This is a genomic window from Kaistia defluvii, assembly GCF_040548815.1.
In the GTDB taxonomy this organism is placed as follows: Bacteria; Pseudomonadota; Alphaproteobacteria; order Rhizobiales; family Kaistiaceae; genus Kaistia; species Kaistia defluvii_A.
Map to the genome: position 1 here is coordinate 208,700 of NZ_JBEPSM010000001.1, position 19,823 is coordinate 228,522.

The 19,823-nt window shown below is 66.8% G+C and carries 24 protein-coding genes; 17 read left to right on the forward strand and 7 right to left on the reverse strand.

The features are described 5' to 3' along the window. The first annotated feature begins 128 nt into the window (after nt 1–128). Nucleotides 129–728 carry a superoxide dismutase gene (locus tag ABIE08_RS01020; protein ID WP_354548071.1) on the forward strand — a complete coding sequence of 200 codons (600 nt, stop codon included), beginning with the start codon at nt 129–131 and terminating at the stop codon, nt 726–728. Nucleotides 729–807: 79 nt separating this feature from the next. Here the strand turns inward: ABIE08_RS01020 and ABIE08_RS01025 are convergent, their stop codons facing one another. From ABIE08_RS01025 to msrB, 3 genes are all read right to left on the reverse strand, one after another. Next, complete coding sequence (locus ABIE08_RS01025) at nt 808–1,155, reverse strand: hypothetical protein (RefSeq protein ID WP_354548072.1); 348 nt, start codon at nt 1,153–1,155, stop codon at nt 808–810. Nucleotides 1,156–1,238: 83 nt separating this feature from the next. Further along, on the reverse strand, nt 1,239–3,329 hold the full coding sequence (locus ABIE08_RS01030) for a S9 family peptidase (RefSeq protein ID WP_354548074.1): 2,091 nt from the start codon (nt 3,327–3,329) through the stop codon (nt 1,239–1,241). Nucleotides 3,330–3,522: 193 nt separating this feature from the next. Beyond that, the gene (msrB, locus tag ABIE08_RS01035; protein ID WP_354548075.1) at nt 3,523–3,957 is read right to left on the reverse strand and encodes a peptide-methionine (R)-S-oxide reductase MsrB; all 435 of its coding nucleotides are present in this window, start codon (nt 3,955–3,957) and stop codon (nt 3,523–3,525) included. A gap of 241 nt (nt 3,958–4,198) precedes the next feature. Between msrB and ABIE08_RS01040 the strand changes: the two genes are divergently transcribed. From ABIE08_RS01040 to ABIE08_RS01090, 11 genes are all read left to right on the forward strand, one after another. Then, a complete protein-coding gene (locus ABIE08_RS01040; RefSeq protein WP_354548076.1) occupies nt 4,199–4,684 on the forward strand; it encodes a Na+/H+ antiporter subunit E in 486 nt (161 codons plus the stop codon). Continuing rightward, nucleotides 4,681–4,959, forward strand: coding sequence for a monovalent cation/H+ antiporter complex subunit F (locus ABIE08_RS01045; RefSeq protein WP_354548077.1), 279 nt, complete (start codon nt 4,681–4,683; stop codon nt 4,957–4,959). Before ABIE08_RS01040 ends, ABIE08_RS01045 begins: the two co-directional genes overlap by 4 nt. Then, nucleotides 4,956–5,324 (forward strand): monovalent cation/H(+) antiporter subunit G, encoded by a 369-nt coding sequence (mnhG, locus tag ABIE08_RS01050; RefSeq protein ID WP_354548079.1) that lies wholly within the window; start codon nt 4,956–4,958, stop codon nt 5,322–5,324. The genes ABIE08_RS01045 and mnhG overlap by 4 nt, the downstream gene beginning before the upstream one ends. After that, on the forward strand, nt 5,321–5,857 hold the full coding sequence (locus tag ABIE08_RS01055; protein ID WP_354548080.1) for a DUF4040 domain-containing protein: 537 nt from the start codon (nt 5,321–5,323) through the stop codon (nt 5,855–5,857). Before mnhG ends, ABIE08_RS01055 begins: the two co-directional genes overlap by 4 nt. Beyond that, nucleotides 5,857–6,276, forward strand: a complete 420-nt coding sequence (locus tag ABIE08_RS01060) for a Na(+)/H(+) antiporter subunit B (protein ID WP_354548081.1) — start codon at nt 5,857–5,859, stop codon at nt 6,274–6,276. Before ABIE08_RS01055 ends, ABIE08_RS01060 begins: the two co-directional genes overlap by 1 nt. Continuing rightward, a complete protein-coding gene (locus ABIE08_RS01065) occupies nt 6,273–6,680 on the forward strand; it encodes a cation:proton antiporter subunit C (RefSeq protein ID WP_354548083.1) in 408 nt (135 codons plus the stop codon). The genes ABIE08_RS01060 and ABIE08_RS01065 overlap by 4 nt, the downstream gene beginning before the upstream one ends. Then, entirely contained in the window at nt 6,677–8,158 is a 1,482-nt protein-coding gene (locus ABIE08_RS01070) for a monovalent cation/H+ antiporter subunit D family protein (protein WP_354548084.1), read from the forward strand. The genes ABIE08_RS01065 and ABIE08_RS01070 overlap by 4 nt, the downstream gene beginning before the upstream one ends. Continuing rightward, complete coding sequence (locus tag ABIE08_RS01075; protein ID WP_354548085.1) at nt 8,155–9,612, forward strand: monovalent cation/H+ antiporter subunit D family protein; 1,458 nt, start codon at nt 8,155–8,157, stop codon at nt 9,610–9,612. The genes ABIE08_RS01070 and ABIE08_RS01075 overlap by 4 nt, the downstream gene beginning before the upstream one ends. Before the next feature lie 180 nt (nt 9,613–9,792). Further along, a complete protein-coding gene (locus tag ABIE08_RS01080; protein WP_354548087.1) occupies nt 9,793–10,011 on the forward strand; it encodes a hypothetical protein in 219 nt (72 codons plus the stop codon). Then, the gene (locus ABIE08_RS01085; protein WP_354548088.1) at nt 10,004–11,683 is read left to right on the forward strand and encodes a proton-conducting transporter transmembrane domain-containing protein; all 1,680 of its coding nucleotides are present in this window, start codon (nt 10,004–10,006) and stop codon (nt 11,681–11,683) included. Before ABIE08_RS01080 ends, ABIE08_RS01085 begins: the two co-directional genes overlap by 8 nt. Before the next feature lie 270 nt (nt 11,684–11,953). Beyond that, nucleotides 11,954–12,370, forward strand: coding sequence for a MucR family transcriptional regulator (locus ABIE08_RS01090; RefSeq protein ID WP_266333103.1), 417 nt, complete (start codon nt 11,954–11,956; stop codon nt 12,368–12,370). A gap of 64 nt (nt 12,371–12,434) precedes the next feature. On the opposite strand, the gene ABIE08_RS01095 is transcribed toward ABIE08_RS01090, so the two are convergent. Beyond that, the gene (locus ABIE08_RS01095; protein ID WP_354548090.1) at nt 12,435–12,758 is read right to left on the reverse strand and encodes a hypothetical protein; all 324 of its coding nucleotides are present in this window, start codon (nt 12,756–12,758) and stop codon (nt 12,435–12,437) included. Nucleotides 12,759–12,951: 193 nt separating this feature from the next. Between ABIE08_RS01095 and ABIE08_RS01100 the strand changes: the two genes are divergently transcribed. Then, the gene (locus ABIE08_RS01100) at nt 12,952–13,323 is read left to right on the forward strand and encodes a helix-turn-helix domain-containing protein (RefSeq protein WP_354548091.1); all 372 of its coding nucleotides are present in this window, start codon (nt 12,952–12,954) and stop codon (nt 13,321–13,323) included. Further along, the gene (locus ABIE08_RS01105; RefSeq protein ID WP_354548092.1) at nt 13,323–14,117 is read left to right on the forward strand and encodes a DUF6456 domain-containing protein; all 795 of its coding nucleotides are present in this window, start codon (nt 13,323–13,325) and stop codon (nt 14,115–14,117) included. Before ABIE08_RS01100 ends, ABIE08_RS01105 begins: the two co-directional genes overlap by 1 nt. Here the strand turns inward: ABIE08_RS01105 and ABIE08_RS01110 are convergent, their stop codons facing one another. Both ABIE08_RS01110 and ABIE08_RS01115 read right to left on the reverse strand, forming a co-directional pair. Beyond that, nucleotides 14,118–14,561, reverse strand: a complete 444-nt coding sequence (locus tag ABIE08_RS01110) for a SufE family protein (RefSeq protein WP_354548094.1) — start codon at nt 14,559–14,561, stop codon at nt 14,118–14,120. A 64-nt stretch (nt 14,562–14,625) separates the two neighbouring features. Then, the gene (locus tag ABIE08_RS01115) at nt 14,626–14,988 is read right to left on the reverse strand and encodes a DUF5330 domain-containing protein (protein WP_354548095.1); all 363 of its coding nucleotides are present in this window, start codon (nt 14,986–14,988) and stop codon (nt 14,626–14,628) included. A gap of 292 nt (nt 14,989–15,280) precedes the next feature. Here ABIE08_RS01115 and ABIE08_RS01120 point away from each other — a divergent pair, with 292 nt between their 5' ends. The 3 genes from ABIE08_RS01120 to ABIE08_RS01130 are packed head-to-tail and all read left to right on the forward strand — an operon-like array spanning nt 15,281 to nt 18,216. Continuing rightward, nucleotides 15,281–17,038, forward strand: a complete 1,758-nt coding sequence (locus ABIE08_RS01120; RefSeq protein ID WP_354548096.1) for a PAS domain-containing sensor histidine kinase — start codon at nt 15,281–15,283, stop codon at nt 17,036–17,038. Then, nucleotides 17,031–17,858, forward strand: a complete 828-nt coding sequence (locus tag ABIE08_RS01125; RefSeq protein ID WP_354548098.1) for a peptidoglycan-binding domain-containing protein — start codon at nt 17,031–17,033, stop codon at nt 17,856–17,858. Before ABIE08_RS01120 ends, ABIE08_RS01125 begins: the two co-directional genes overlap by 8 nt. 16 nt (nt 17,859–17,874) lie before the next feature. Further along, nucleotides 17,875–18,216, forward strand: a complete 342-nt coding sequence (locus ABIE08_RS01130) for a DUF1491 family protein (protein WP_354548099.1) — start codon at nt 17,875–17,877, stop codon at nt 18,214–18,216. 7 nt (nt 18,217–18,223) lie between these two features. On the opposite strand, the gene ABIE08_RS01135 is transcribed toward ABIE08_RS01130, so the two are convergent. Further along, nucleotides 18,224–19,567 (reverse strand): hypothetical protein, encoded by a 1,344-nt coding sequence (locus ABIE08_RS01135; RefSeq protein WP_354548100.1) that lies wholly within the window; start codon nt 19,565–19,567, stop codon nt 18,224–18,226. Nucleotides 19,568–19,823 lie beyond the last annotated feature (256 nt).

A 19,823-nucleotide genomic window follows, 5' to 3' on the forward strand; every position in this document is an offset into this window, starting at 1 on the left:
GTGCATCCGGACGGAGACGAGTTGCCGGACGACCCGGCGCTGCCTATGTTGCGTTCGGAACCTTTCCCGCCGGGGCGCCGTTTTCGGACGAGCCCCAAACCCACCGACATGGTCGATAGGAGTCTCCCATGGCTTTCGAACTTCCGCCGCTGCCTTATGATTACGAGGCGCTCGGTCCCTTCATGTCGAAGGAAACTCTCGAGTACCATCACGACAAGCATCACCAGGCTTATGTGACCAACGGCAACAACCTGCTGAAGGACTCGGGTCTCGAGGGCAAGAGCCTGGAAGAGATCGTCAAGGAGAGCTACGGCAAGAACGCCGGCCTCTTCAACAATGCCGGCCAGCACTACAACCATCTCCATTTCTGGAACTGGATGAAGAAGGACGGCGGCGGCAAGAAGCTCCCGGGCAAGCTGCAGGCGGCATTCGATTCCGACCTTGGCGGCTACGACAAGTTCCGTACCGATTTCATCGCCGCCGGCACGACGCAGTTCGGCTCCGGCTGGGCCTGGGTTGAAGTCAAGGACGGCAAGCTCGCCATCTCCAAGACCCCGAACGGCGAGAACCCGCTTATCCACGGCGCGAAGCCGATCCTCGGCGTCGACGTCTGGGAGCATTCCTATTACATCGACTACCGCAACGCCCGCCCGAAGTATCTCGAGGCGTTCGTCGACAGCCTGATCAACTGGGACTACGTCCTGGAGCAGTACGAGAAGGCCGTCTGATCCCACGGATCGACGTCGAATACGGAAACCCCGGCCTTGCGCCGGGGTTTTTCGTTTGTGGGAGTGGCTGCTCTCGGTCTCAGAAACGCGCCGGAAGGCCCTGGGCGCAGCGGGTGAAGTTCATCAGGCGCGGCCATTCCGTCTGGGTGTTGTAGAGCCAACGCTTGCATTCCTGCTGGGTGCGGAAGCAGCCGACGCCCCAGGCCGGCTCCAGGCCCCGATCCCAGACATCCGGCTTCGAGCCGGAGAAGCGCGAGAACCAGACTTTTCGCGGCCCTAGCGAAGCGGCCAGGCCCTTGCAGTCGCCCTGTGAGACGTTCTGCCCGTAGCTGAGGCCGAAAAACACCTGCGCGCTGGCCGGCAGGGGCGCCGTCAGCGCGCCCGCCAGTGCCGATGCAGCCAGAACCGTGGCGGCCAATCGTTTCATCGCCGTGCCCTCGATGGATCCCTTGGGATTAAGGTGCGGCAGCGCCCGCTGAAGTCAAGCGCCGCCGCTAGTCTTGCGAAGGATCAGCCGTTGCCGATGATCTTGCTGGCGACGACCTTGATGGCGAAGGCGGTCGAGAAGGCCGTCTCCTTCAGCCGGTCGAACCGGCCGGAGGCGCCGCCATGGCCCGCATCCATGTTGGTCTTGAGCAGCAGCAGATCGTCGCCGGCCTTGGTCTCGCGCAGCCTGGCGACCCACTTCGCCGGTTCCCAATAGGTGACGCGCGGGTCGGTCAGCCCGCCGATCGCCAGAATCGGCGGATAGGCGTGGGCGCCGACATTGTCATAGGGCGAATAGGCGGCGATCACGGCGAAATCCTCGGCGCTCTCGATTGGATTGCCCCATTCCGGCCATTCCGGCGGGGTGAGCGGCAGCGTGTCGTCCAGCATGGTGTTGAGCACGTCGACGAAGGGGACTTCGGCGATGATGCCGCCGAATAGGTCCGGCTGCATGTTGGCGACGGCGCCCATCAGCATGCCGCCGGCCGAGCCACCCCACGCGACGATCTTGCCGCGCGCGGTAAAGCCCTGCTGCGCCAGATACTCGCCGGCGGTGATGAAATCGGTGAACGTGTTCATCTTCTTCTCGCGCCGGCCATCCGCATACCAGCGGAAGCCCTTGTCCTTGCCGCCGCGGATATGGGCGATGGCGTAGACGAAGCCGCGATCGACCAGCGACAGCCGCGAGATCGAGAAGGAGGCGGGAATGGTGATGCCATAGGCGCCATAGCCGTAGAGCAGGCAGGGCGCGCTGCCGTCGAGCGGCGTGTTCTTATGGTAGAGCAGCGACACCGGCACGGTCTCGCCATCGGCCGCCTTGGCGAAGACCCGGCGCGTCACATAGTCGGCCGGGTTGTGGCCGGAGGGGATCTCCTCCTCCTTGCGCAGCGTCCGCTCGCGGGTTGCCATGTCGTAGTCATAGACGCGCGACGGCGTCGTCATCGACGAATAGGTGAAGCGCAGGATCGAGGTATCGAACTCGTAGCCGTCGCCCATGCCGAGCGAATAGGCTTCCTCGTCGAAGGCGATCGCATGCTCTTCGCCGCTGGCGAGCGCCCGGACGACGATGCGCGGCAGGCCGCCAGCCCGCTCCAGCCGGACCATGTAGTCTTGGTAGACCGTCATGCCGAGGATCAGCGTGCCGGGATTATGCGGAACGAGATCGACCCAGTTCTCGCGGCCGGGCGAGGCGACCGGCGCAGTGACGATCTTGTAGTCCTCGGCGCCGCCGGCATTGGTCAGGATGTAGAGCGTGTCGCCATTGTGATCGACGGAATATTCCTCCGCCGTGACCCGCTCGGCGACCAGCCGGTGGGCGCCGGTCGGATCTTCCGCGTCGAGCAGATGGACTTCCGACGTCTCGTGGTCATGGCTGTCGATCAGGATGTAGCGCGACGACTGGGTCTGGCCGACGCCCAGGAAGAAGCCCGGATCCTTTTCCTCGAACACCAGCACGTCCTCGGACTGCGGCGTGCCGACGATGTGGCGATAGATCCGGCAGGGGCGATGGTTGTCGTCGAGCACGGTGTAGAACAGCGTGTTGCTGTCGGCGGCCCACACGCCGCCGCCGGTCGTCGCCTCGATGGCGTCGGAGAGATCCGCGCCGCTTTCGATGTCGCGCACATGCAGCGTGTAATATTCCGAGCCCTTGTCGTCATAGGCAAAGGCGAGGCGCTTGTGGTTGGGGCTGTGATCGGCGCTGCCGAGCCGGAAATAGGCGCGGCCGGACGCCATCTGGTTGCCGTCGAGCAGGATCGTTTCCGGCCCGCTGCCGTCCCGCGCGGTCCGCACGACGAGCGGCTGTTCGGCGCCTTCGGTAAAGCGCATCGCATAGGCGAAGTCGCCATCGGGCGAGGGGACGGAGGAATCGTCTTCCTTGATGCGGGCGCGCATCTCGGCGAACAGCTCAGCCTGCAGGCCGGCGGTGTCTTCCATCTGGCTGGCGGTGTAGGCGTTCTCCTGCTCCAGATAGGCGCGGATATCGGGCGCGAGCACGCTCGGATCGCGCATCACCTCCTGCCAGTTGTCGGCGCGAAGCCAGGCATAGTCATCGGAGATGGCGACGCCGTGGACGGCGGAGGTCACAGGCTTCTTGGCGGCGAGCGGCGGGTTCACGAGGGAGGGTGCTCCGGGAAGGGGTGGTTCAGACAAGCCTCGGCCTGCCCTGGGGTCTTGCGTTCTTCGAGACGGCCGGGAGACGGCCGGCGGCCGTCTCGGCATGATGGGTGCCAATTATGGCACAAACGCTCCGCCAGAGTGAGGCGCCCGCCGGGCGGGTTCCCCGAATTCCTGGAGGCGGGGGCTGCGGCTATTCCTGGCCGTCGTCCGGCTTCAGCTTCAGCGCCGTGCCGTTGGTGCAATAGCGCAGGCCGGTCGGGTTGGGGCCATCGGGAAACAGATGGCCGAGATGCGACTCGCAACTGGCGCAGACGATCTCGGTCCGCACCATGCCATGCGAGCGATCCGTGACCTCGCCCACCGCCGTATCGTCGACGGCGGCGAAGAAGCTCGGCCAGCCGCTGCCCGATTCATACTTCGTCTCGGAGCGGAACAGCGGCGCGCCGCAGGCAACGCAGGTATAGGTTCCGGCGCGCTTCTCATGCAGGTACGGACCCGTGCCGGGGCGCTCGGTCGCCTGCTGGCGGGTGACGGCATATTGCTCGGGCGTCAGTTCTGCCCGCCACTCGGCATCCGTCTTTTCGATCTTCCTGATGGCGGTGTCGGGGCGATCGGTGGTGGACATGCACGCTCCTTTCGATCTGCGGTCGGGGCGGCCGGCAGATGGCAATCGGTGAAACACAAAGCTGAGCCCTCTAGATAGGCAATCGGCGCCAATTCACAATCGGTTCCGTTCACGTTGTCGCGCTTGTCGCTTTACGGTCCGACTTGCCTTGGGTTGGGCGGCTCATCGTGATTAGTCTATGGCCATCCATCGAATCACACGCCACCGGACGGAGATGTCCTGAGCAGAAGGAGCCGATTACATGCTGCGTACCGCTAGTCTTGCTCTATTTCTGTTCGCCTTCTGGCTGCTTTTGTCCGGGCATTACACGCCTTGGCTGGTGGGGGCAGGGCTCGTCATATCGATCCTGCTGGCCTTGGCAGGGCGGCGGCTCGGCTTTGCCGACGAGGAGGGCCATCCAGTCGGCCGGTTGCTTGCCGGATTGCTGTATTGGCCATGGTTGGCGCGCGAGATCGTCAAGTCCTCGCTGTCGGTGACCCGGATCATCCTCGATCCGAAATTGCCGATCTCGCCGCAGCTTTTCCACACCAAGGTGTCGACGCGCACGCCGGTCGGGATCGCGACCTACGCCAATTCGATCACGCTGACGCCCGGCACGATCACGGCCGGGGTCGATCGCGAACAGGGACGCTTCCTCGTCCACGCCCTGACCAAGGCGGGTGCGGACGATGTCGAGGCGGGCGAGATGGACCGCCGCGTGCGACGGTTCGAGGGAGGCGCGGAATGATCGCCGCGGCGCTTCTTGCCGTGCTCGTCGCCATGGCGCTGGTCGTGGTGCGCGCGCTGCGCGGGCCCAGCACCTTCGACCGGCTGCTCGCCGCCAACTCGATCGGCAATGGCGCGATCCTCGTGCTCGCCTTATTCGGCTTCCTGACCGGACGGCCGGAATTCCTCGATCTCGGCCTCACCTATGCGCTGCTCAACTATGTCGGCATCTTCGCCGTGCTGAAATTCTTCCGGCACGGCTCGCTCGGCGCCGAAGCGGAGGCGGACCGGACGTGATCGACCTCGCACGCGACATCCTGGCCGGCCTGTTCCTGTTCGCGGGCGCCTTCTTCCTGATCGCCGGCGCGATCGGCATGAACCGCATGCCGGATCTGTTCACGCGCATGCATGCGGCCTCGGTCGGCGACACGCTGGGCGTCAGCCTGATGCTGATCGGCATGGTGTTCCTCGCCGGCTTCACGCTGGTGACCCTGAAGCTCGTATTCCTGCTGGGCTTCCTTCTGTTCATGGGACCGGTCGCCTCGCACGCCCTGGCCGCCGCCGCGCTGCAGGCCGGCGTCAAGCCGCTGCTGGCCGGCGATAGCGAGAGGAAGCAGTCCGCCAAGCGCGGCAAGCCGGTTTCGAAGGGCCGCAAGCCATGATCGAGACGACTGTCACCATCCTTCTCCTGTTGATGCTGGGCGCCGTCACGATCGGCATCGTCCGGGTGCGCGGGCTGTTCGCCGCCGTCGTGCTGCTCGGCGTCTACAGCTTCCTGATGGCCACGCTGTTCGTGGTGCTCGATGCGGTCGATGTTGCCATGACCGAGGCGGCGGTGGGCGCGGGTGTTTCGACGGTCTTCTTCCTGGGCGCGCTGTCGCTGACCGATACCGTCGAGGCGCCCCGCAAGCGCCGCCAGATCATGCCGCTCTTCGTGGCCGTGGTGACCGCCGGCGCCTTGCTCTGGGGCCTGAGTGACCTGCCGCAATTCGGCTCGCCCGAACAGCCAATCCATCGCGACGGCGCGGATTATCTCGCCCGCTCCATGCCGGAAACCGGCATCGCCAACGTGGTCAGCGCGGTGCTCGCCAGCTATCGCGGCTTTGATACGCTGGGCGAAACCACCGTCGTCTTCACGGCCGGCATCGGCATCCTAGCGTTGCTGCGGCGCCGGCGCGGCGAGGGGAAAAGCTGATGCGGCTCGATGTCGTCCTTCGCGTCGCGACCAAGTTTATGCTGGCGCCGCTGCTGCTGTTCGCGCTCTACGTCCAGTTCCATGGCGACTACGGTCCGGGCGGCGGCTTCCAGGCCGGCGTCATCGCGGCGGCGGCGATCATCCTCTACGGCCTGATCAATGGGCTCGGCCCGGCGCAGAAGATCGTGCCGGTCGGGTTGCTGGAAGTGCTGATCCCGGGCGGCGTGCTGATCTATGTCGCGGTCGGCGTTGCCGGCATGCTGCTGGGCGACAATTTCCTCGACTACAACCATCTCGCCCATGACAGCATTCATGGCCAGGAATGGGGCGTCTTCCTCGTCGAGGTCGGCGTGTTCCTGACCGTCTTCTCGACCATGATCGCGATCTACTACGCCTTTGCCGGCCGGAGGCGTTCGTGATCGTACATTTCAGCCAGATCGCCACTGTCTTCCTGATGGTCGCCGGGCTCTATGTGGTCATCGCGCGCGGCAACATGGTCAAGAAGCTGATCGGCCTGTCGCTGTTCCAGACCTCGGTCTACCTGCTCTACATCCTGCCCGGAAAGGTGCTGGGCGGCACCGCGCCGATCCTGGATCCGGCGCACACCGTCTACGCCAACCCGCTGCCGCATGTGCTGATCCTGACGGCGATCGTCGTCGGCATCGCCACGCTGGCGCTCGGCCTGACGCTGGTGGTGCGCATCAAGGAAGCCTACGGCACGATCGAGGAGGACGAGATCCTGCTCCGCGACGGACCGGAAGAGGCCTCGAAACTTCGGGTCAAGCGCGGCAAGACACCGGGCACGGGCAGGAACGCGGCATGATCGCCCATAACCTGCCGGTCCTCCTGATCCTCGCGCCCCTGATCGGTGCGATCCTTGCGGCGCTGTCGCGCAACGGCTTCGCCGCCTGGCTGATCGCACTGGTCGCTTCGGCGCTGGCGGCGGCCGTCGCCCTCGCGCTGCTCTGGCGCGTGCAGGCTGAAGGCGTCATTTCCTACCGCATCGGCGGCTGGGCGCCGGAACTCGGCATCGAATATCGCATCGATGCGGTCAACGCCTTCATCGTCCTGCTGGTCGGCATCATCGCCGTGCTGACGATGATCTTCGCCCGTCGCAGCGTGCTGGCCGAGATCATCCCGGAGCGCGTCGCGTGGTTCTACACGATGATGCTGCTCTGCATCACCGGCCTGCTCGGCATCGCGGTGACGGGCGACGCCTTCAACGCCTTCGTCTTCCTCGAGATATCGTCGCTCTCGACCTATACGCTGATCGCGCTCGGCCGCGACCGCCGGGCGCTGGTTGCCGCCTACCAATATCTGATCGTCGGCACGATCGGCGCGACCTTCTATGTGATCGGCGTCGGTCTGATCTACCTGACCACCGGCACGCTCAATCTCGGCCTGATCGTCGAGCGCCTTGCGGATATCGAAAGCTCCCGCGCGCTGATCGTCGCCGAAGCCTTCATCGTCGTCGGCATCGGGCTGAAGCTGGCGCTGTTCCCGCTGCATGCGTGGCTTCCCAACGCCTATGCCTATGCGCCTTCCAGCGCCGCCGTGCTGCTGGCCTCGACGGCGACCAAGGTCGCGATCTATCTGCTGGCGCGCTTCCTGTTCACCGTGTTCGGCGGCCATGTCGATGTCGGTTCGGTCCCGCTTGGATCGATCCTGATCGGGCTGTCGCTGGCCGCGATGTTCCTCGCCTCGGCGGCCGCCGTCGTCCAGAACGATATCAAGCGCCTGCTTGCCTTCTCGTCTGTCGGCCAGATCGGCTACATCACGCTCGGCCTGGCGCTGGCCAATCCGACCGGGCTTACCGGCGGCCTGCTGCATCTCTTCAACCACGCGCTGATGAAGGGCGCCGCCTTCATGGCCATGGGCGCGATCGTGCTGCGCACCGGCACCGCCAAGCTGGACGAACTCGCGGGCATCGGCCGCGCCATGCCCTGGACCGCCGCGGCGCTGACGATAGCCGGTCTCGCGCTGATCGGGGTTCCCGGCACCAGCGGCTTCGTCTCGAAATACTATCTCCTTCTCGGCGCGCTGGAGGCAGGCCATGGCTGGCTGGCGATCCTGATCGTCGCGAGTTCCTTCATCGCCGTGCTCTATGTCGGCCGCATCGTCGAGGTCGTCTGGTTCCGCGAGCCGGCGCTGGCCGCTCGCGAAGCCAGCGAGGCACCGCTCGAAATGCTGCTCCCAATGTGGGCCCTCGCCGGCGCCACGATCTGGCTCGGTGTCAGCGCCGAGGGACCCGCGGGTCTCGCGCGCGCCGCGGCCGACGCGCTGCTCCGGGTGGCGCCATGACCTGGCTGGGCGATCCGATCTTGCTCGCCTTGGCGCTGGGCATCCCGGCCCTGGTGACACTGGCCATTGCGGGTGTCGGCCGCTGGCCCGATCTCCGCGAGGCATCGACGCTGTTGGGGGCGGTGCTGCTCTTCGGCGTCGTCATGACGCTGCTGGCGCATGTGCTGGGCGGCGCGCGGCCCGAATTGCATCTGGCGACGGTCGCCCCCGGGCTGACACTGGCGCTGAAGGTCGACCCGCTCGGCATGTTGTTCGCCGCCGTCGCCGCGACGCTCTGGATCGTCAACTCGCTCTATTCTATCGGCTACATGCGCGGCAATGACGAGCCGCGCCAGACGATCTTCTATGCCTGCTTCGCCATCGCGATCTCAGCCACCATGGGGCTCGCCTTTTCCGGCAACCTGTTCACGCTGTTCGTCTTCTACGAGATCCTGTCGCTCTCGACCTATCCGCTGGTTACGCACAAGCAGACGCCGGCCGCGATGCGGGCAGGGCGGGTCTATCTGCTGACGCTGATCGGCGCGTCGATGGTTCTGCTGCTGCCGGCAATCGTCTGGACCGGCCTCGTCGCCGGCACGCTCGATTTCCACACTGGCGGCATTCTCTCCGGAAAGCTCGGGAATGGCGCCATGGCGCTGCTTTTCGCGCTGTTCGTGTTTGGCGCGGCCAAGGCCGCCGTCATGCCGCTGCATCGCTGGCTGCCCGCCGCCATGGTGGCGCCGACGCCGGTCTCGGCGCTTCTGCATGCGGTCGCCGTGGTCAAGGCGGGCGTCTTCACCATCCTCAAGGTCAGCGTCTCGGTGTTCGGCATCGAGACCTTGCAGACAAGCGGCGCCAGCGAATGGCTGGTCTATGTCGCGGGCTTCACCATCGTGGCCGCCTCGATCGTCGCGCTGCGCGCCGATGATCTGAAGCGCCGGCTCGCCTATTCCACCATCGGCCAGCTCTCCTACATCGTGCTGGCGGCAGCGCTCGCATCCCCCGTCGCCGTCATCGGCGCGGGCCTGCATATCGCGGCCCACGCCGTCTCGAAGATCACGCTCTTCTTCGCCGCCGGCTCGGTCTACACGGCCGAGCATGTGACGAAGGTGAGCCAGATGGACGGGATCGGCCGCCGCATGCCCTGGACGATGGGCGCCTTTGCCATCGGCGCCCTGTCGATGATCGGCCTGCCGCCGACGGCCGGCTTCCTCGGCAAATGGTTCATCCTCGACGCGGCGACCGGCGCCAGGGACTGGTTCGCCGTCGGCGTCATCGTCGTCTCGACCGTGCTCAATGCCGCCTACTTCCTGCCGATCCTGACCCGCGCCTTCCTGCGCCCGGCCAATGGGCCCCGCCAGGAAGCGCCTTGGCCCATGGTGGTCGCGCTGACCGCGACGGCGGCCGGCACGGTCCTGCTCTTCCTCTTCCCCGGCGTGCCGTTCGGCCTCGCCTCGATGATCATGGGAGGGTGAGATGAACGATTTCAGCAAGACCCTCACCCAGCCCTCTCCCGCAAGCGGGCGAGGGCTTTTGCGCCGGCGCGCCTCCGGGGCAACTCCGTCGATCGAACACACGCCGTCGCGCTCCCTCTCCCGCGCGCGGGAGAGGGTTGGGGTGAGGGTCTTTCTCCAAATTCGTGCCGGGAGGCAGTCATGACCGCTACCCGCCGCAAGATCCTTCTCGCCCTGGTCGTCCTCCTGGCCTTGCTGGTCGTGGCAGACACCTTCGTTACCCATCACGCCAGCTTCGGCATTGACGGCACGCCGGGCTTCGCCGCCTGGTTCGGCCTCGTCAGCGCCGCCGGCGCGGTCGTTGTCGCCTATGGCTGGGGACGACTGATGCGGCGTCCCGGGGAGCGGGCGGATGACTGAGACCTTCGGGCTGCTGTCGCCCGCCCTCATCCTGATCCTCGCCGGCCTGCTCCTGCCCCTCCTGAAGGGAGCGCTGCGCAACGCACTGTTCCTCGCCGCGCCGGTCGCGGCCCTCGCGCTCGTCTGGGCGCTGCCGCTTGGGCCGGGCCTCGTCATCGATTGGCTCGGCCTGCACCTCGTGCCGCTGGCGCCGGACAATATGGCCCGCATCTTCGGTACCGCCTTCGGCATCGCCGCAGTGGCGGGAGCGCTTTATGGCGTGAGCCAGTCGAGCGTCACCGAAAAGGCGGCGGCGCTGGTCTATGCCGGCGCCGCGCAGGGCATCGCCTTCGCCGGCGATCTCGTCACGCTGTTCGTGTTCTGGGAGATCCTGGCGATCGGCTCGACGCTGGTGATCTGGTCGAACGGAAATGCGCGTGCCGGCCTGCGCTACGCGCTGATCCACGTGCTGGGCGGCGTGCTCCTCTTCGCCGGCATCTCCGCCGAAATCTCGGGAACCGGCAGCGTCGCGCTGCACCCGATGCGCGCCGACAGCATCGGCCGCTGGCTGATGCTTTCCGGCATTCTCGTCAATGCCGGCGCGCTGCCGCTTTCGGCCTGGGTGGCGGATGCCTATCCGAAGGCGTCGTGGTCCGGCGCGGTTTTCCTCTCGGCCTTTACCACCAAGGCGGCCGTGCTGGTTCTGATCCGCCTGTTTCCGGGCGAGCCGGCGCTGCTCTGGATCGGTCTCGCCATGGCCGTGTACGGGCTGATCTATGCCTTGCTCGAGGACGACATCCGCAAGCTGCTTTCCTATTCGATCGTCGGCCAAGTCGGCTTCATGGTCGTGGCGGTCGGCATCGGAACGCCACTGGCACTCGCCGCCGCCGCCCTGCATGCGCTGGCGCATATTCTCTACAAGTCGCTTCTGATGATGGCGGCGGGATCGATCCTGCGGGCCACCGGCGAGACCCGCTTGAGCGCGCTGGGCGGCCTCGCCCGTTCGATGCCGTTTACCGCTTTGGCGATGCTGATTGGCGGACTTTCGCTGTCCGCCATGCCGCTGACGGCCGGATTCGTCAGTAAATCGGCTATAATGGCGTCTCTCGCGGAAGATCATGCGCGCTTCTATTGGTTCGCGCTGACGGCCGTCTCTGCCGGTTCCTTCCTGTATATCGGGCTGAAGCTGCCCTGGTTTGCCCTGTTCGGGGCGCAGCGGGCGACCGTGGCGGTCGAGCCCACTCTATCGATGAAAGCGGCGATGGGATTGCTCTGCGTCCTCATTCTGGCACTGGGGTGCCTCCCGGGCTTCCTCGTGCAATTGGCGCCCGAGATAGCCGGGGTTTCGATCCTCACGCCCGATCACATCCTGTTCCAGCTCCTGATGTTAATCGCGGCAAGTTGCATATTTATCGGCGCATGGCCGTTACTTCAGCCGAAAGCCGGATCTACGCTGGACGTGGACTGGATCTGGCGCGAACTGCCACGCCTGGTAGCGCCGCTCTGGCGCCGCAACTTGGATAAGCTTCGCCCGTCCCTCTCGGTCGCAAGGGATGCGCTGGGCGAGGGATGGTCGGGCTTTTCGAAGCGGTCGATCTTGCGGCTCAGCTTGGCTGGAAACTGGCCCACGGGCCAAATTGCCTTCTGGGCGACGGCGCTTTTGGCGATTTACGTATTGATCGCGGCATTGTGAGTGGGGTTTCCCGCCCGACCGTGTGATCACCTGAAGATTGGCCGAGACGAATCGCCGCGACCACAAAGATGTGCCATCGCCTATCAATGCACCGACTTAGTGCTTGTCTTCGCGGGAGCGCACTTATATAGGTGCCACGAAGTAACGGATTTAGAGCTCCGATGGCCACTGCCGATGCTTGGATAAGTCCGGTGTGGCGCCATCGAAGCCGCAAGCTCTCAATTTACTCGCTACAGAATTACGACGACACAACCGAAGTTAGGGTAGACCATGATTGAAAAAACGGCAGGAAGCGACCTTATAGATCTGACCGCCGATATCGTCTCCGCTTACGTCAGCAACAATTCGGTTTCGGCCCACGACCTCCCCGGGCTGATCACCGAAGTCTATCAGGCGCTGAACCGCACCCATGGCGGTGTTGTCGAGCCCGAGCCCGAGCCCCTGAAGCCCGCCGTGAACCCGAAGAAGTCGGTGTTCCCGGACTTTATTGTCTGCCTCGAAGACGGCAAGAAGTTCAAGTCGCTGAAGCGCCACCTGCGCACGCATTACGACCTGTCGCCGGAAGAATATCGCGAGAAGTGGGGCCTGCCGGCCGACTATCCGATGGTCGCCCCCAGCTATGCTGCGGCCCGTTCCGAGCTGGCCAAGAAGATGGGCCTCGGTCAGCAGCGCAAGCGCGTCCGTTAGTCGTTCCTTCCCAGGATCTCAAAAGGCCCGGCATCTGCCGGGCCTTTTTTGTTGCCGGCATGGCTCAGGGTCTCAGCCGCTGCCGCTCGCCTTCATAGGCCTGGTGCAGGGCGATGTGTCGGTTGAGGTCGTAGCTCCAGTGTCCGGCGCGGCCGCGCATGCGCTCCGCCCGCAGCGCGCGGGCAAGCCTGGCGATGATCCGCCGCCGAGCGGTCTCGCTCTCGTCCGCCAGTTCCGCAGGCAATAGCGTCAGCAGGCGTGGCAGGCAGGTCTGGCGGCGGTAGAGGGCGATGCCGCTGCGGATCGTCGTGTCGACCGCGTGTCGCGCGCGGTGGCGGAGGCTCGCCTTCAAGGCGGGGCTATCGTGGCATGCGGCAGCTTCGGTCATGGTTGGCTCCAGGTTTCGAAGCCGTCATTTTCGCGCCGCGCCAGAGGCCGGGGATAAGCCCGGCCTCTATCCCCGGAGGGCCCGGCAGCGAGCCTTTCCCAGTCGCATCCAAAAAATCTATCCCCGTCCGTGATCCGCTGTTCTATGGTGTCATAGGAAAACAATCCTATGATGCGTAAAACGGGAGGTTCGGATGCAGGTTCGGACAGAATTGTCGGCCTCGAGCCAGGAGCGCCGGCGGCAGCACGCCCGGGAGGATGCGACGAAGCGCATGCTGGTTTCGCTGGTCGGCTCGGCGCTCGCCGTCGATGGAGAGCGGCTGTGCGCCTCGGGGCGCGGCACCGCGGAGGAGGCCTATGCGCGCCAGGTCGCGCTCTATATCGCCCACACCACGCTGGGGCTCTCCTACACCGAGGCCGGGCGGCTGTTCGGTCGCGACCGGACGACGGCGGCGCATGCCTGCCGGCGGGTCGAGGAGCAGCGCGAGATCGAGCGGGTGGACCAGTTCGTCGATCGCCTGGAGCGGGCGGCCTGCCAGGCCTCCTTGGGATCGGGGAGGGCGTGATGGCGAATCGCGAAGCCGCGCGGCTGGCAAGGCGTCTCGCCACCGCCGGAGCCCGGATCATGCGTGACCCGGAAGGATATTTCCTGGTCTCGCCGCTCACGGCACGACGCGGCGCGGTGGACGCGGCTGCCGTCAAGGCTTTGCTGGCCGATGGCGCACTGGACGCCGAAGGGGCGGATTATGTGCTGTCGCAGGCGGGACGGGCGATGGTCCGGCGGCTGCTGGCCGGCGGCGATGATTTCGCCGCCCAGCACCAGCCCCGCGAGCGCCGGACGATGGAGGAGGAGGGCGGTCGCGCCTCCGTGCTCGTCGACCAAAGCGAGAGCCCACTCGCTTGGCTGCGCAGCCGCAAGGGCCGCGACGGCAGGCCGCTGATCGATGACGCGGCGTTCCAGGCCGGCGAACGCCTGCGCTCGGATTTCACGCGCGGCCAGTTGATGCCGCGCGTGACCGCCAACTGGTCGGCCGCAGTGGCGAGCGGACGGCGGGGCGGCGCCGGCGGCATGGCGGAACTGACCGACGCGGCGCTTTCAGCGCGGCTGCGGGTCGAGCGGGCGCTGGTGGCGGCGGGGCCGGAATTCTCCGGCCTCCTGGTCGATTTCTGCTGCTTCCTGAAGGGGATCGAGGAAATCGAGCGTGAACGCGACTGGCCCAAGCGCTCCGCAAAGCTGGTGCTCCAGCTGGCGCTATCGGCGCTCGCGCGCCACTACGGCCTCGCCTCGGGAGCGCGGGGCCGCGCCTCGAGCCCGGTACGCCATTGGGGCGCCGAGGACTTCAAGCCGAAGGCCGGATGATCAGCGGGCGGCGGCTTCGGCGGCTGCTTCGGTCTTGATGCGATTGACCATCGAGCGCAGGCCGTTCGAGCGCTGCGCGGTCAGATGCTCGCGCAGGCCGATCTTCTCGAACACGGCCTCGGCGTCGGTCTGCACGATCTCCGCCGCCGGGCGGCCGGAGAAGAGCGCGATCACGATGGCCACGAGGCCGCTGACGATCAGCGCGTCGCTGTCGCCCTTGAAGTCGAGATGCGGCCCGTCGGCTTCCTGCCGCACTTCCTTCTGCAGCCAGACCTGACTGGCGCAGCCCTGCACGCGATTGGCTTCGTTGTGCGCTTCGGGCGAAAGCGGCTCGAGCGCGCGGCCGAGCTCGATCAGATAGCGATACCGATCATCCCAATCGTCGAGAAAGGCGAAGTCGTCCAGGATCTGGTCGATGGGCGAAAGCGTGGTGGTGGTGTTCATGGCCCCCCGCATATAGCGTTTTGCGGTTCGCTGTGAAACGGCGGGGCAGCAAAAAGTTGGCGGCTCAGGCCTTTCGCGCCTGCTGCGCCGGGGCGCGCCAGTTCGGCTCGACATCGGCCGGCGTCAGCGTGCTGCCGCCCGGCTGGGCACCCGGCAGCGTCGCGCCGGCGAGCGATCCGTCGATCGTGCTGTAGAGCAGCTGTGCGCCATAGCGCGCCTTGGCGCCGAAGGCGGCCAGCGCCGCGCCGCCATGGCTGCAGACGTCCGGCTGGCGCTCGCACATGCCGGAGAGATCCGCGACGGCGCCCCGTGCGGCGAGGAGGGCGTCGATCGCATCGACGCGCGGCGCCTGGACGCCGTGGCTGGGATCGCCGGGAATCAGCAGGACGACGACCGAAAACCAGAATGCTGCCCGGAGGATAAACATCGATCTGCCCTTCCGCCTTCTCTTGCGCGCCGCTTCGCCACGGCCATCGCGTGGTGCTGATTGTCATCCTAGGCGGTGCAACTGAAGGCGAGGTGCAGAGAAAACGCTGTATTTGAAAGAGGTTGGTCAGGATCGGTTAACCATGGAGGGGCTGTCGACCGCCGCCGGCACCGCCCCCTTTAGGGTTCCCTTAAGCGGGGGCTGGCATGATGCGCTCATTGCCGGATGGTCCTGCGCGGGGCCTCCGCAGCCAGGCCGGAAGGCCGAAACGAGCGTCATTGGTGTGTTGTGTATGACGGTTTCATTCGAGCCCTTGCGGCGAATCATCGACGGGCTGGTGCACGGCTCGGTCGTTGACGATTCGCTCCTCGCCGCGCGCCACCGCGCCTTCATCGCGGCGCATCTCGCCGTCGGGCTGGGCGTGCTGATGCTGTTCCCGATCTGGCTGGCCCTTTCCGGCCGGCCGAGCTTCACCTCGGCTGTCGCCTTTGCCTGGCTCGCCGCACCGTTGCCGATCGCCGGCTTCCTGTCGCGCACCGGCCGCTATGGCGAGGCGCATCTTCTTTCCGCCCTAGCGCTGGCCGGGCTTGTCGTCTGGATCGGGGCACTGACCGGCGGTCTCGCTTCGCCGGCTCTGGTGCTGCTCGCCATCGTCCCGGCTGAAGCGGCTCTGTCCGGCTCGCGCCGGATCACGCTGGCTTCCATCGGAATGTCGGCGGCTGCGTTGGCGGGCCTCGCGCTGGTGGCGCTTGCCGGCTGGATGCCCGCGCCGATGGCCGGTCCCGTCTCCTTTGCGCCGATCCTGATCGCCGCCGCCATCCTCTATGGCGCGGGGCTGGCGCTGCGTATCGAGCTGGTCCAGCGCGTTGCCGAGGGGGCCGCCCGCGACGGCGAGGCGCGCTACCGGATGCTCGCCGACAACACGATCGATCTCGTTACCCGCCACAGCAGCGTCGGCGCGGTCGAGTTTGCCTCGCCCGCCACCCGCGCCATGCTGGGCTGCGCCTCGAGCGAGCTGATCGGCCATGGCCTGTTCGACCGTGTTCATGTCGCGGACCGGCCTGCCTATCTGCACGCCCTGTCGGAAACCGACCGCACGGGCGAGCCGCGCGACGTTGAATTCCGCCTTCGCCGGGAAGGCGCGGGGGCGGCCAGCTTCATCTGGGTCGAGATGCGCTGCCGACCGGCGCTGGATGCCGCCACCGGCGCGCGCTCGGTCGTGGCCGTGATGCGCGACGTCACCGCCGGCCGCAGCCAGCAGATGGCTTTCGTCGAGGCGCAATCCTCCGCCGATCACGCCAACCAGTCCAAGGTCCAGTTCCTGGCCCATATGAGCCACGAACTGCGCACGCCGCTCAACGCGATCATCGGCTTTTCGGAGCTGCTGCAGCGCGAACTGTTCGGCAAGTTCGAGATGGCGCGGCATCGCGACTACATCCGGCTGATCCATTCCTCCGGCGAGCATCTGCTGCAGGTCGTGAACAGCGTGCTGGACATGTCGAAGATCGAGGCCGGCAAGTTCGATGTCGTGGCGGCGCCGTTGCCGATCGTGCCGGTGATCGACAGCGCCCTCGACATGATGGCGCAGCAGATCGCCAGCCGCGGCGTCAAGCTCGTCCGCCGGATCGACCGCGAGCTGCCGGATATCGTCGCCGATCGGCGCGCCTGCCGGCAGATCCTGCTCAATCTCCTTTCCAACGCCGCCAAGTTCACCGAGGCGGGCGGAACCGTCACCGTCTCCGCCTTGCTGGAGCATGGCGACCTCGTGATCGAGGTCCGGGATACCGGCATCGGCATCGCCGCACACGATCTGCCGCGGATCGGCACGCCCTTTGTCCAGGCTGATGCCTGCGCCGAGCGTCGCGGCGAAGGCACCGGCCTCGGCGTCTCGGTCGTCAAGGGGCTGGTGGCGCTGCAGGGCGGCACCTTTGCGCTGCAGAGCGAAGCCGGGCGGGGCACCGTCGCCACCGTGCGGCTGCCGATCCGTCCGGCCCGCGCCCTGACCGCGCCGTCCACCGACCTCCAGGAGAGGGAGCGCAGGCGTGCGTGAGCGTGAGGCGCCCGTTCGACGCAAGCGTCCGCCAGCCCGTTCCCGCCCCGTCGTGCAGGAGAACGAGAGCCTGCTCGGCCGGCTCGCCGACAAGATCATCGAGAATCCGGGGCGGGCCGGCGGGTTTGCGCTGATCGCCATCGCGGTCACGGCGATCGTCTCCAACGCCGCCTTCCTGCAGACCAAGCATCATCCCGACCCGTTCTTTGTGACGCGCAGCGTCGCCGAAAGCCCGGTGCTCGAGATCGGCGCCGAGCCTGCGTCCGTGCCCCTGCCGAAGAGCCGTGCCGCCACCCAGCTGCCGGGGACGCAGCCGCGCGCCGTCCAGACCCAGACCCAGCCGCTGCCGGTGGCGATCTCCGCATCGAACAGCCAGGCGCCGGCCGCCAACCTGATCGCCGAGACGCAAAAGGCGCTGGCCGACGTCAAGCTCTATGACGGCGCCGTCGACGGCGTCATGGGCCCGCAGACCAAGGCGGCCATCTCGGCTTATGAAAAGAAGATCGGCCTGATCCCGACCGGGCAACCGAGCGCGCGCCTGCTGGGGCAGATCCGCAAGGGCGGGCCGCGCGCGCATCTCGCCGATCCCGTCTCGACCGGCTCGATCGACGATCCGGCCGAGCGCGCCCGCGTCAAGCGCGTGCAGGAAGCGTTGAACGAAATCGGCTATGGTCCGATCGAGACCGACGGCCATGGCGGCGGCAAGACGGCAAACGCCATCCGCCGCTTCGAGCTCGACAACGGACTGCCGCTCACCGGCACCGCCGGCGACGCCGTCATCGCCAAGCTGGTGCTGATCGGCGCCATGAACACGTTTTGAAGGCATCGAGGCAAGCATGCGCGTGACGTCGGGCCTCTGGGTCGCGGCCTATATCCGCCGCGCCTTCGTCGAGGGGGCGTTCGCCGCCGTCGTCCGGCGCGGCTCGGAAGAGGCGGGCGCCATCTTCGTCGTCGTCGACTGGCTGGATGGCACGGTGGACCTCTACGGCCCGGCGCCGCAGACGGCGTTCGACGACAGCAAGCCGACGGACCGGCTGTTCTCCCGCATCGGCGAGCGGATCGACCGGCTCGCCATGCAGGAGCGGATCGCTTCGGAAACGCGGTTCGATTCCGACATCTGGGTGGTCGAGATCGAGGATCGCCAGGGGCGATCCTTCCTCGAAATGGCCACCGGCTAAGCCAGCCTCAGGCGATCTTTTCTAATCGCACGGCCGCGACCTGCTCCTTCACGGCCGGATGCGCATCCTTGCGGCCGGCATCCGCATAATGCGGCTGATGCGCGGGCTCGGCTTCGGGCTCGCCGCGCCATTGGCCGACCACACGGCCCGCAGCCGGCTGCTGCACACTCTGGAACAGTTCGGTCAGCCGGAAGAAGGCTTCGACCGCCTCGCGGATCACCGGATTGGCGAACAACAGCACCTGCTGCGCCTCGGTATCGGAGAGGCCGATCGCTTTGAGCAGCACGATCAGCGCCTCGCCGGAGGGATCATCCAGCAGCGCGGTGATCTGATCGACTTCGAGCCGCAGTCCTTCGGCAAGCGCCGCGATCAGCGACTCGCGCTGGCGCTGCCGCGCGAGCATCGGCAGCCGCGCTCGGCTGAGCGCCGCGCGGAAGGCGTGGTCGATCTGGATCGGCGACAGTCTCGGCGCCGAGATCGGGGCCGGGGACTGCGCGTGGATCCATGCCAGCCGTTCGGCCCGGTCGAGGCGCAGGAAGGCCTCGGCGGCGTTGGCCGGCGCTCTCGGCGTCGGTTCGGCCGGCGCTTCGGCGGCGATAGGGGCAGGCTGCGGCGCAGGCGCCTCCGGCTCGATCGCGACCGGCTCGGCGGCCGCGACGGTGGCTGCCGCCACAATCTCGGCTGCCGCAGGTTGTGTCTCGACGGCAGGCTCCACGGCTTGCGGCGCCGTGATCTCTGGCTTCGGCGCGACGGCTACGGGGCGAGCCGGCGACGCGAAGGATGGCTTCAGCTGTGGGGCCGGGGCGGGCGCTTCGGTCGAAAGCGCACTCATCTCAGCGCTCAGGCTGGCGGTCAGGACCCGCGCCGCCGCGAGCGCCGACAGCGGTTCCTGAAGCTTGGTCTGGGCCGGGTGATTCGCGGGTTCGCTTTCCGGATCGATCGACTTCGGGGTCTCGACCGGCGCTTCCGCTATGGTTTCGGCCGACTTGGCCGCCATTTTCGCCAGAGCCGCTTCGAGGGCCTCGAGCGGGTTTGGCAGGCTCGGCGCCGACGGTGCGGGGGTCGCGACGGGCCCCTGCGGCGCTTCCTGCGCGACGGCCGGAAGCAGGGCGATCGTCTCGGCGTCACCGGTCATCCGCAGCGCGCTGACGATATCGGGCGCGAGGTCGTCGCGCGTCGCGATCATCCGGTAATGGGCCGGGCCGGTCGCGGCCATGATCGCCAGCAGGTCGAACGAGTTCAGCCCCGGCGCATGCCGCAGGATCGGCGAGGCGATCTCGGGCAAGTCCTTGCCCAGGATGCGCAAAATCGATCCGGGCGTATCCGGGTGGCGGGCCAGCCGCTCGGCCACGAAGGCGCGGTCGGCGGAGGAGACCTTGGTGAGGAAATGCGCTGTCAGTTCCTCGAAGCGGCGGATCCCGGCCTGGTCGTGCGTCTTGTCGAGCACGAACAGTTCTGTCGTTGCGCGGAGCAACGCGGCATCGCGACTTTGCTGGCTCGACACGGCCATGGCCATGAGACCATCCGAAAAATAGGAGGGATGCATGATGACGCGTTTACCCGAAGAGCAGTCGACGCGATCGCAAATCCCGTTTGGTAGCCCCGAT

What these genes read in the sequence shown, in the direction of transcription:
- ABIE08_RS01020 (WP_354548071.1), top strand. Translation starts at nt 129, where the DNA reads ATGGCTTTCGAACTTCCGCCGCTGCCTTATGATTACGAGGCGCTCGGT.
- ABIE08_RS01025 (WP_354548072.1), bottom strand. Translation starts at nt 1,155, where the DNA reads ATGAAACGATTGGCCGCCACGGTTCTGGCTGCATCGGCACTGGCGGGC.
- msrB (WP_354548075.1), bottom strand. Translation starts at nt 3,957, where the DNA reads ATGTCCACCACCGATCGCCCCGACACCGCCATCAGGAAGATCGAAAAG.
- ABIE08_RS01040 (WP_354548076.1), top strand. Translation starts at nt 4,199, where the DNA reads ATGCTGCGTACCGCTAGTCTTGCTCTATTTCTGTTCGCCTTCTGGCTG.
- ABIE08_RS01045 (WP_354548077.1), top strand. Translation starts at nt 4,681, where the DNA reads ATGATCGCCGCGGCGCTTCTTGCCGTGCTCGTCGCCATGGCGCTGGTC.
- ABIE08_RS01055 (WP_354548080.1), top strand. Translation starts at nt 5,321, where the DNA reads ATGATCGAGACGACTGTCACCATCCTTCTCCTGTTGATGCTGGGCGCC.
- ABIE08_RS01060 (WP_354548081.1), top strand. Translation starts at nt 5,857, where the DNA reads ATGCGGCTCGATGTCGTCCTTCGCGTCGCGACCAAGTTTATGCTGGCG.
- ABIE08_RS01070 (WP_354548084.1), top strand. Translation starts at nt 6,677, where the DNA reads ATGATCGCCCATAACCTGCCGGTCCTCCTGATCCTCGCGCCCCTGATC.
- ABIE08_RS01075 (WP_354548085.1), top strand. Translation starts at nt 8,155, where the DNA reads ATGACCTGGCTGGGCGATCCGATCTTGCTCGCCTTGGCGCTGGGCATC.
- ABIE08_RS01080 (WP_354548087.1), top strand. Translation starts at nt 9,793, where the DNA reads ATGACCGCTACCCGCCGCAAGATCCTTCTCGCCCTGGTCGTCCTCCTG.
- ABIE08_RS01085 (WP_354548088.1), top strand. Translation starts at nt 10,004, where the DNA reads ATGACTGAGACCTTCGGGCTGCTGTCGCCCGCCCTCATCCTGATCCTC.
- ABIE08_RS01090 (WP_266333103.1), top strand. Translation starts at nt 11,954, where the DNA reads ATGATTGAAAAAACGGCAGGAAGCGACCTTATAGATCTGACCGCCGAT.
- ABIE08_RS01095 (WP_354548090.1), bottom strand. Translation starts at nt 12,758, where the DNA reads ATGACCGAAGCTGCCGCATGCCACGATAGCCCCGCCTTGAAGGCGAGC.
- ABIE08_RS01100 (WP_354548091.1), top strand. Translation starts at nt 12,952, where the DNA reads ATGCAGGTTCGGACAGAATTGTCGGCCTCGAGCCAGGAGCGCCGGCGG.
- ABIE08_RS01105 (WP_354548092.1), top strand. Translation starts at nt 13,323, where the DNA reads ATGGCGAATCGCGAAGCCGCGCGGCTGGCAAGGCGTCTCGCCACCGCC.
- ABIE08_RS01110 (WP_354548094.1), bottom strand. Translation starts at nt 14,561, where the DNA reads ATGAACACCACCACCACGCTTTCGCCCATCGACCAGATCCTGGACGAC.
- ABIE08_RS01115 (WP_354548095.1), bottom strand. Translation starts at nt 14,988, where the DNA reads ATGTTTATCCTCCGGGCAGCATTCTGGTTTTCGGTCGTCGTCCTGCTG.
- ABIE08_RS01120 (WP_354548096.1), top strand. Translation starts at nt 15,281, where the DNA reads ATGACGGTTTCATTCGAGCCCTTGCGGCGAATCATCGACGGGCTGGTG.
- ABIE08_RS01130 (WP_354548099.1), top strand. Translation starts at nt 17,875, where the DNA reads ATGCGCGTGACGTCGGGCCTCTGGGTCGCGGCCTATATCCGCCGCGCC.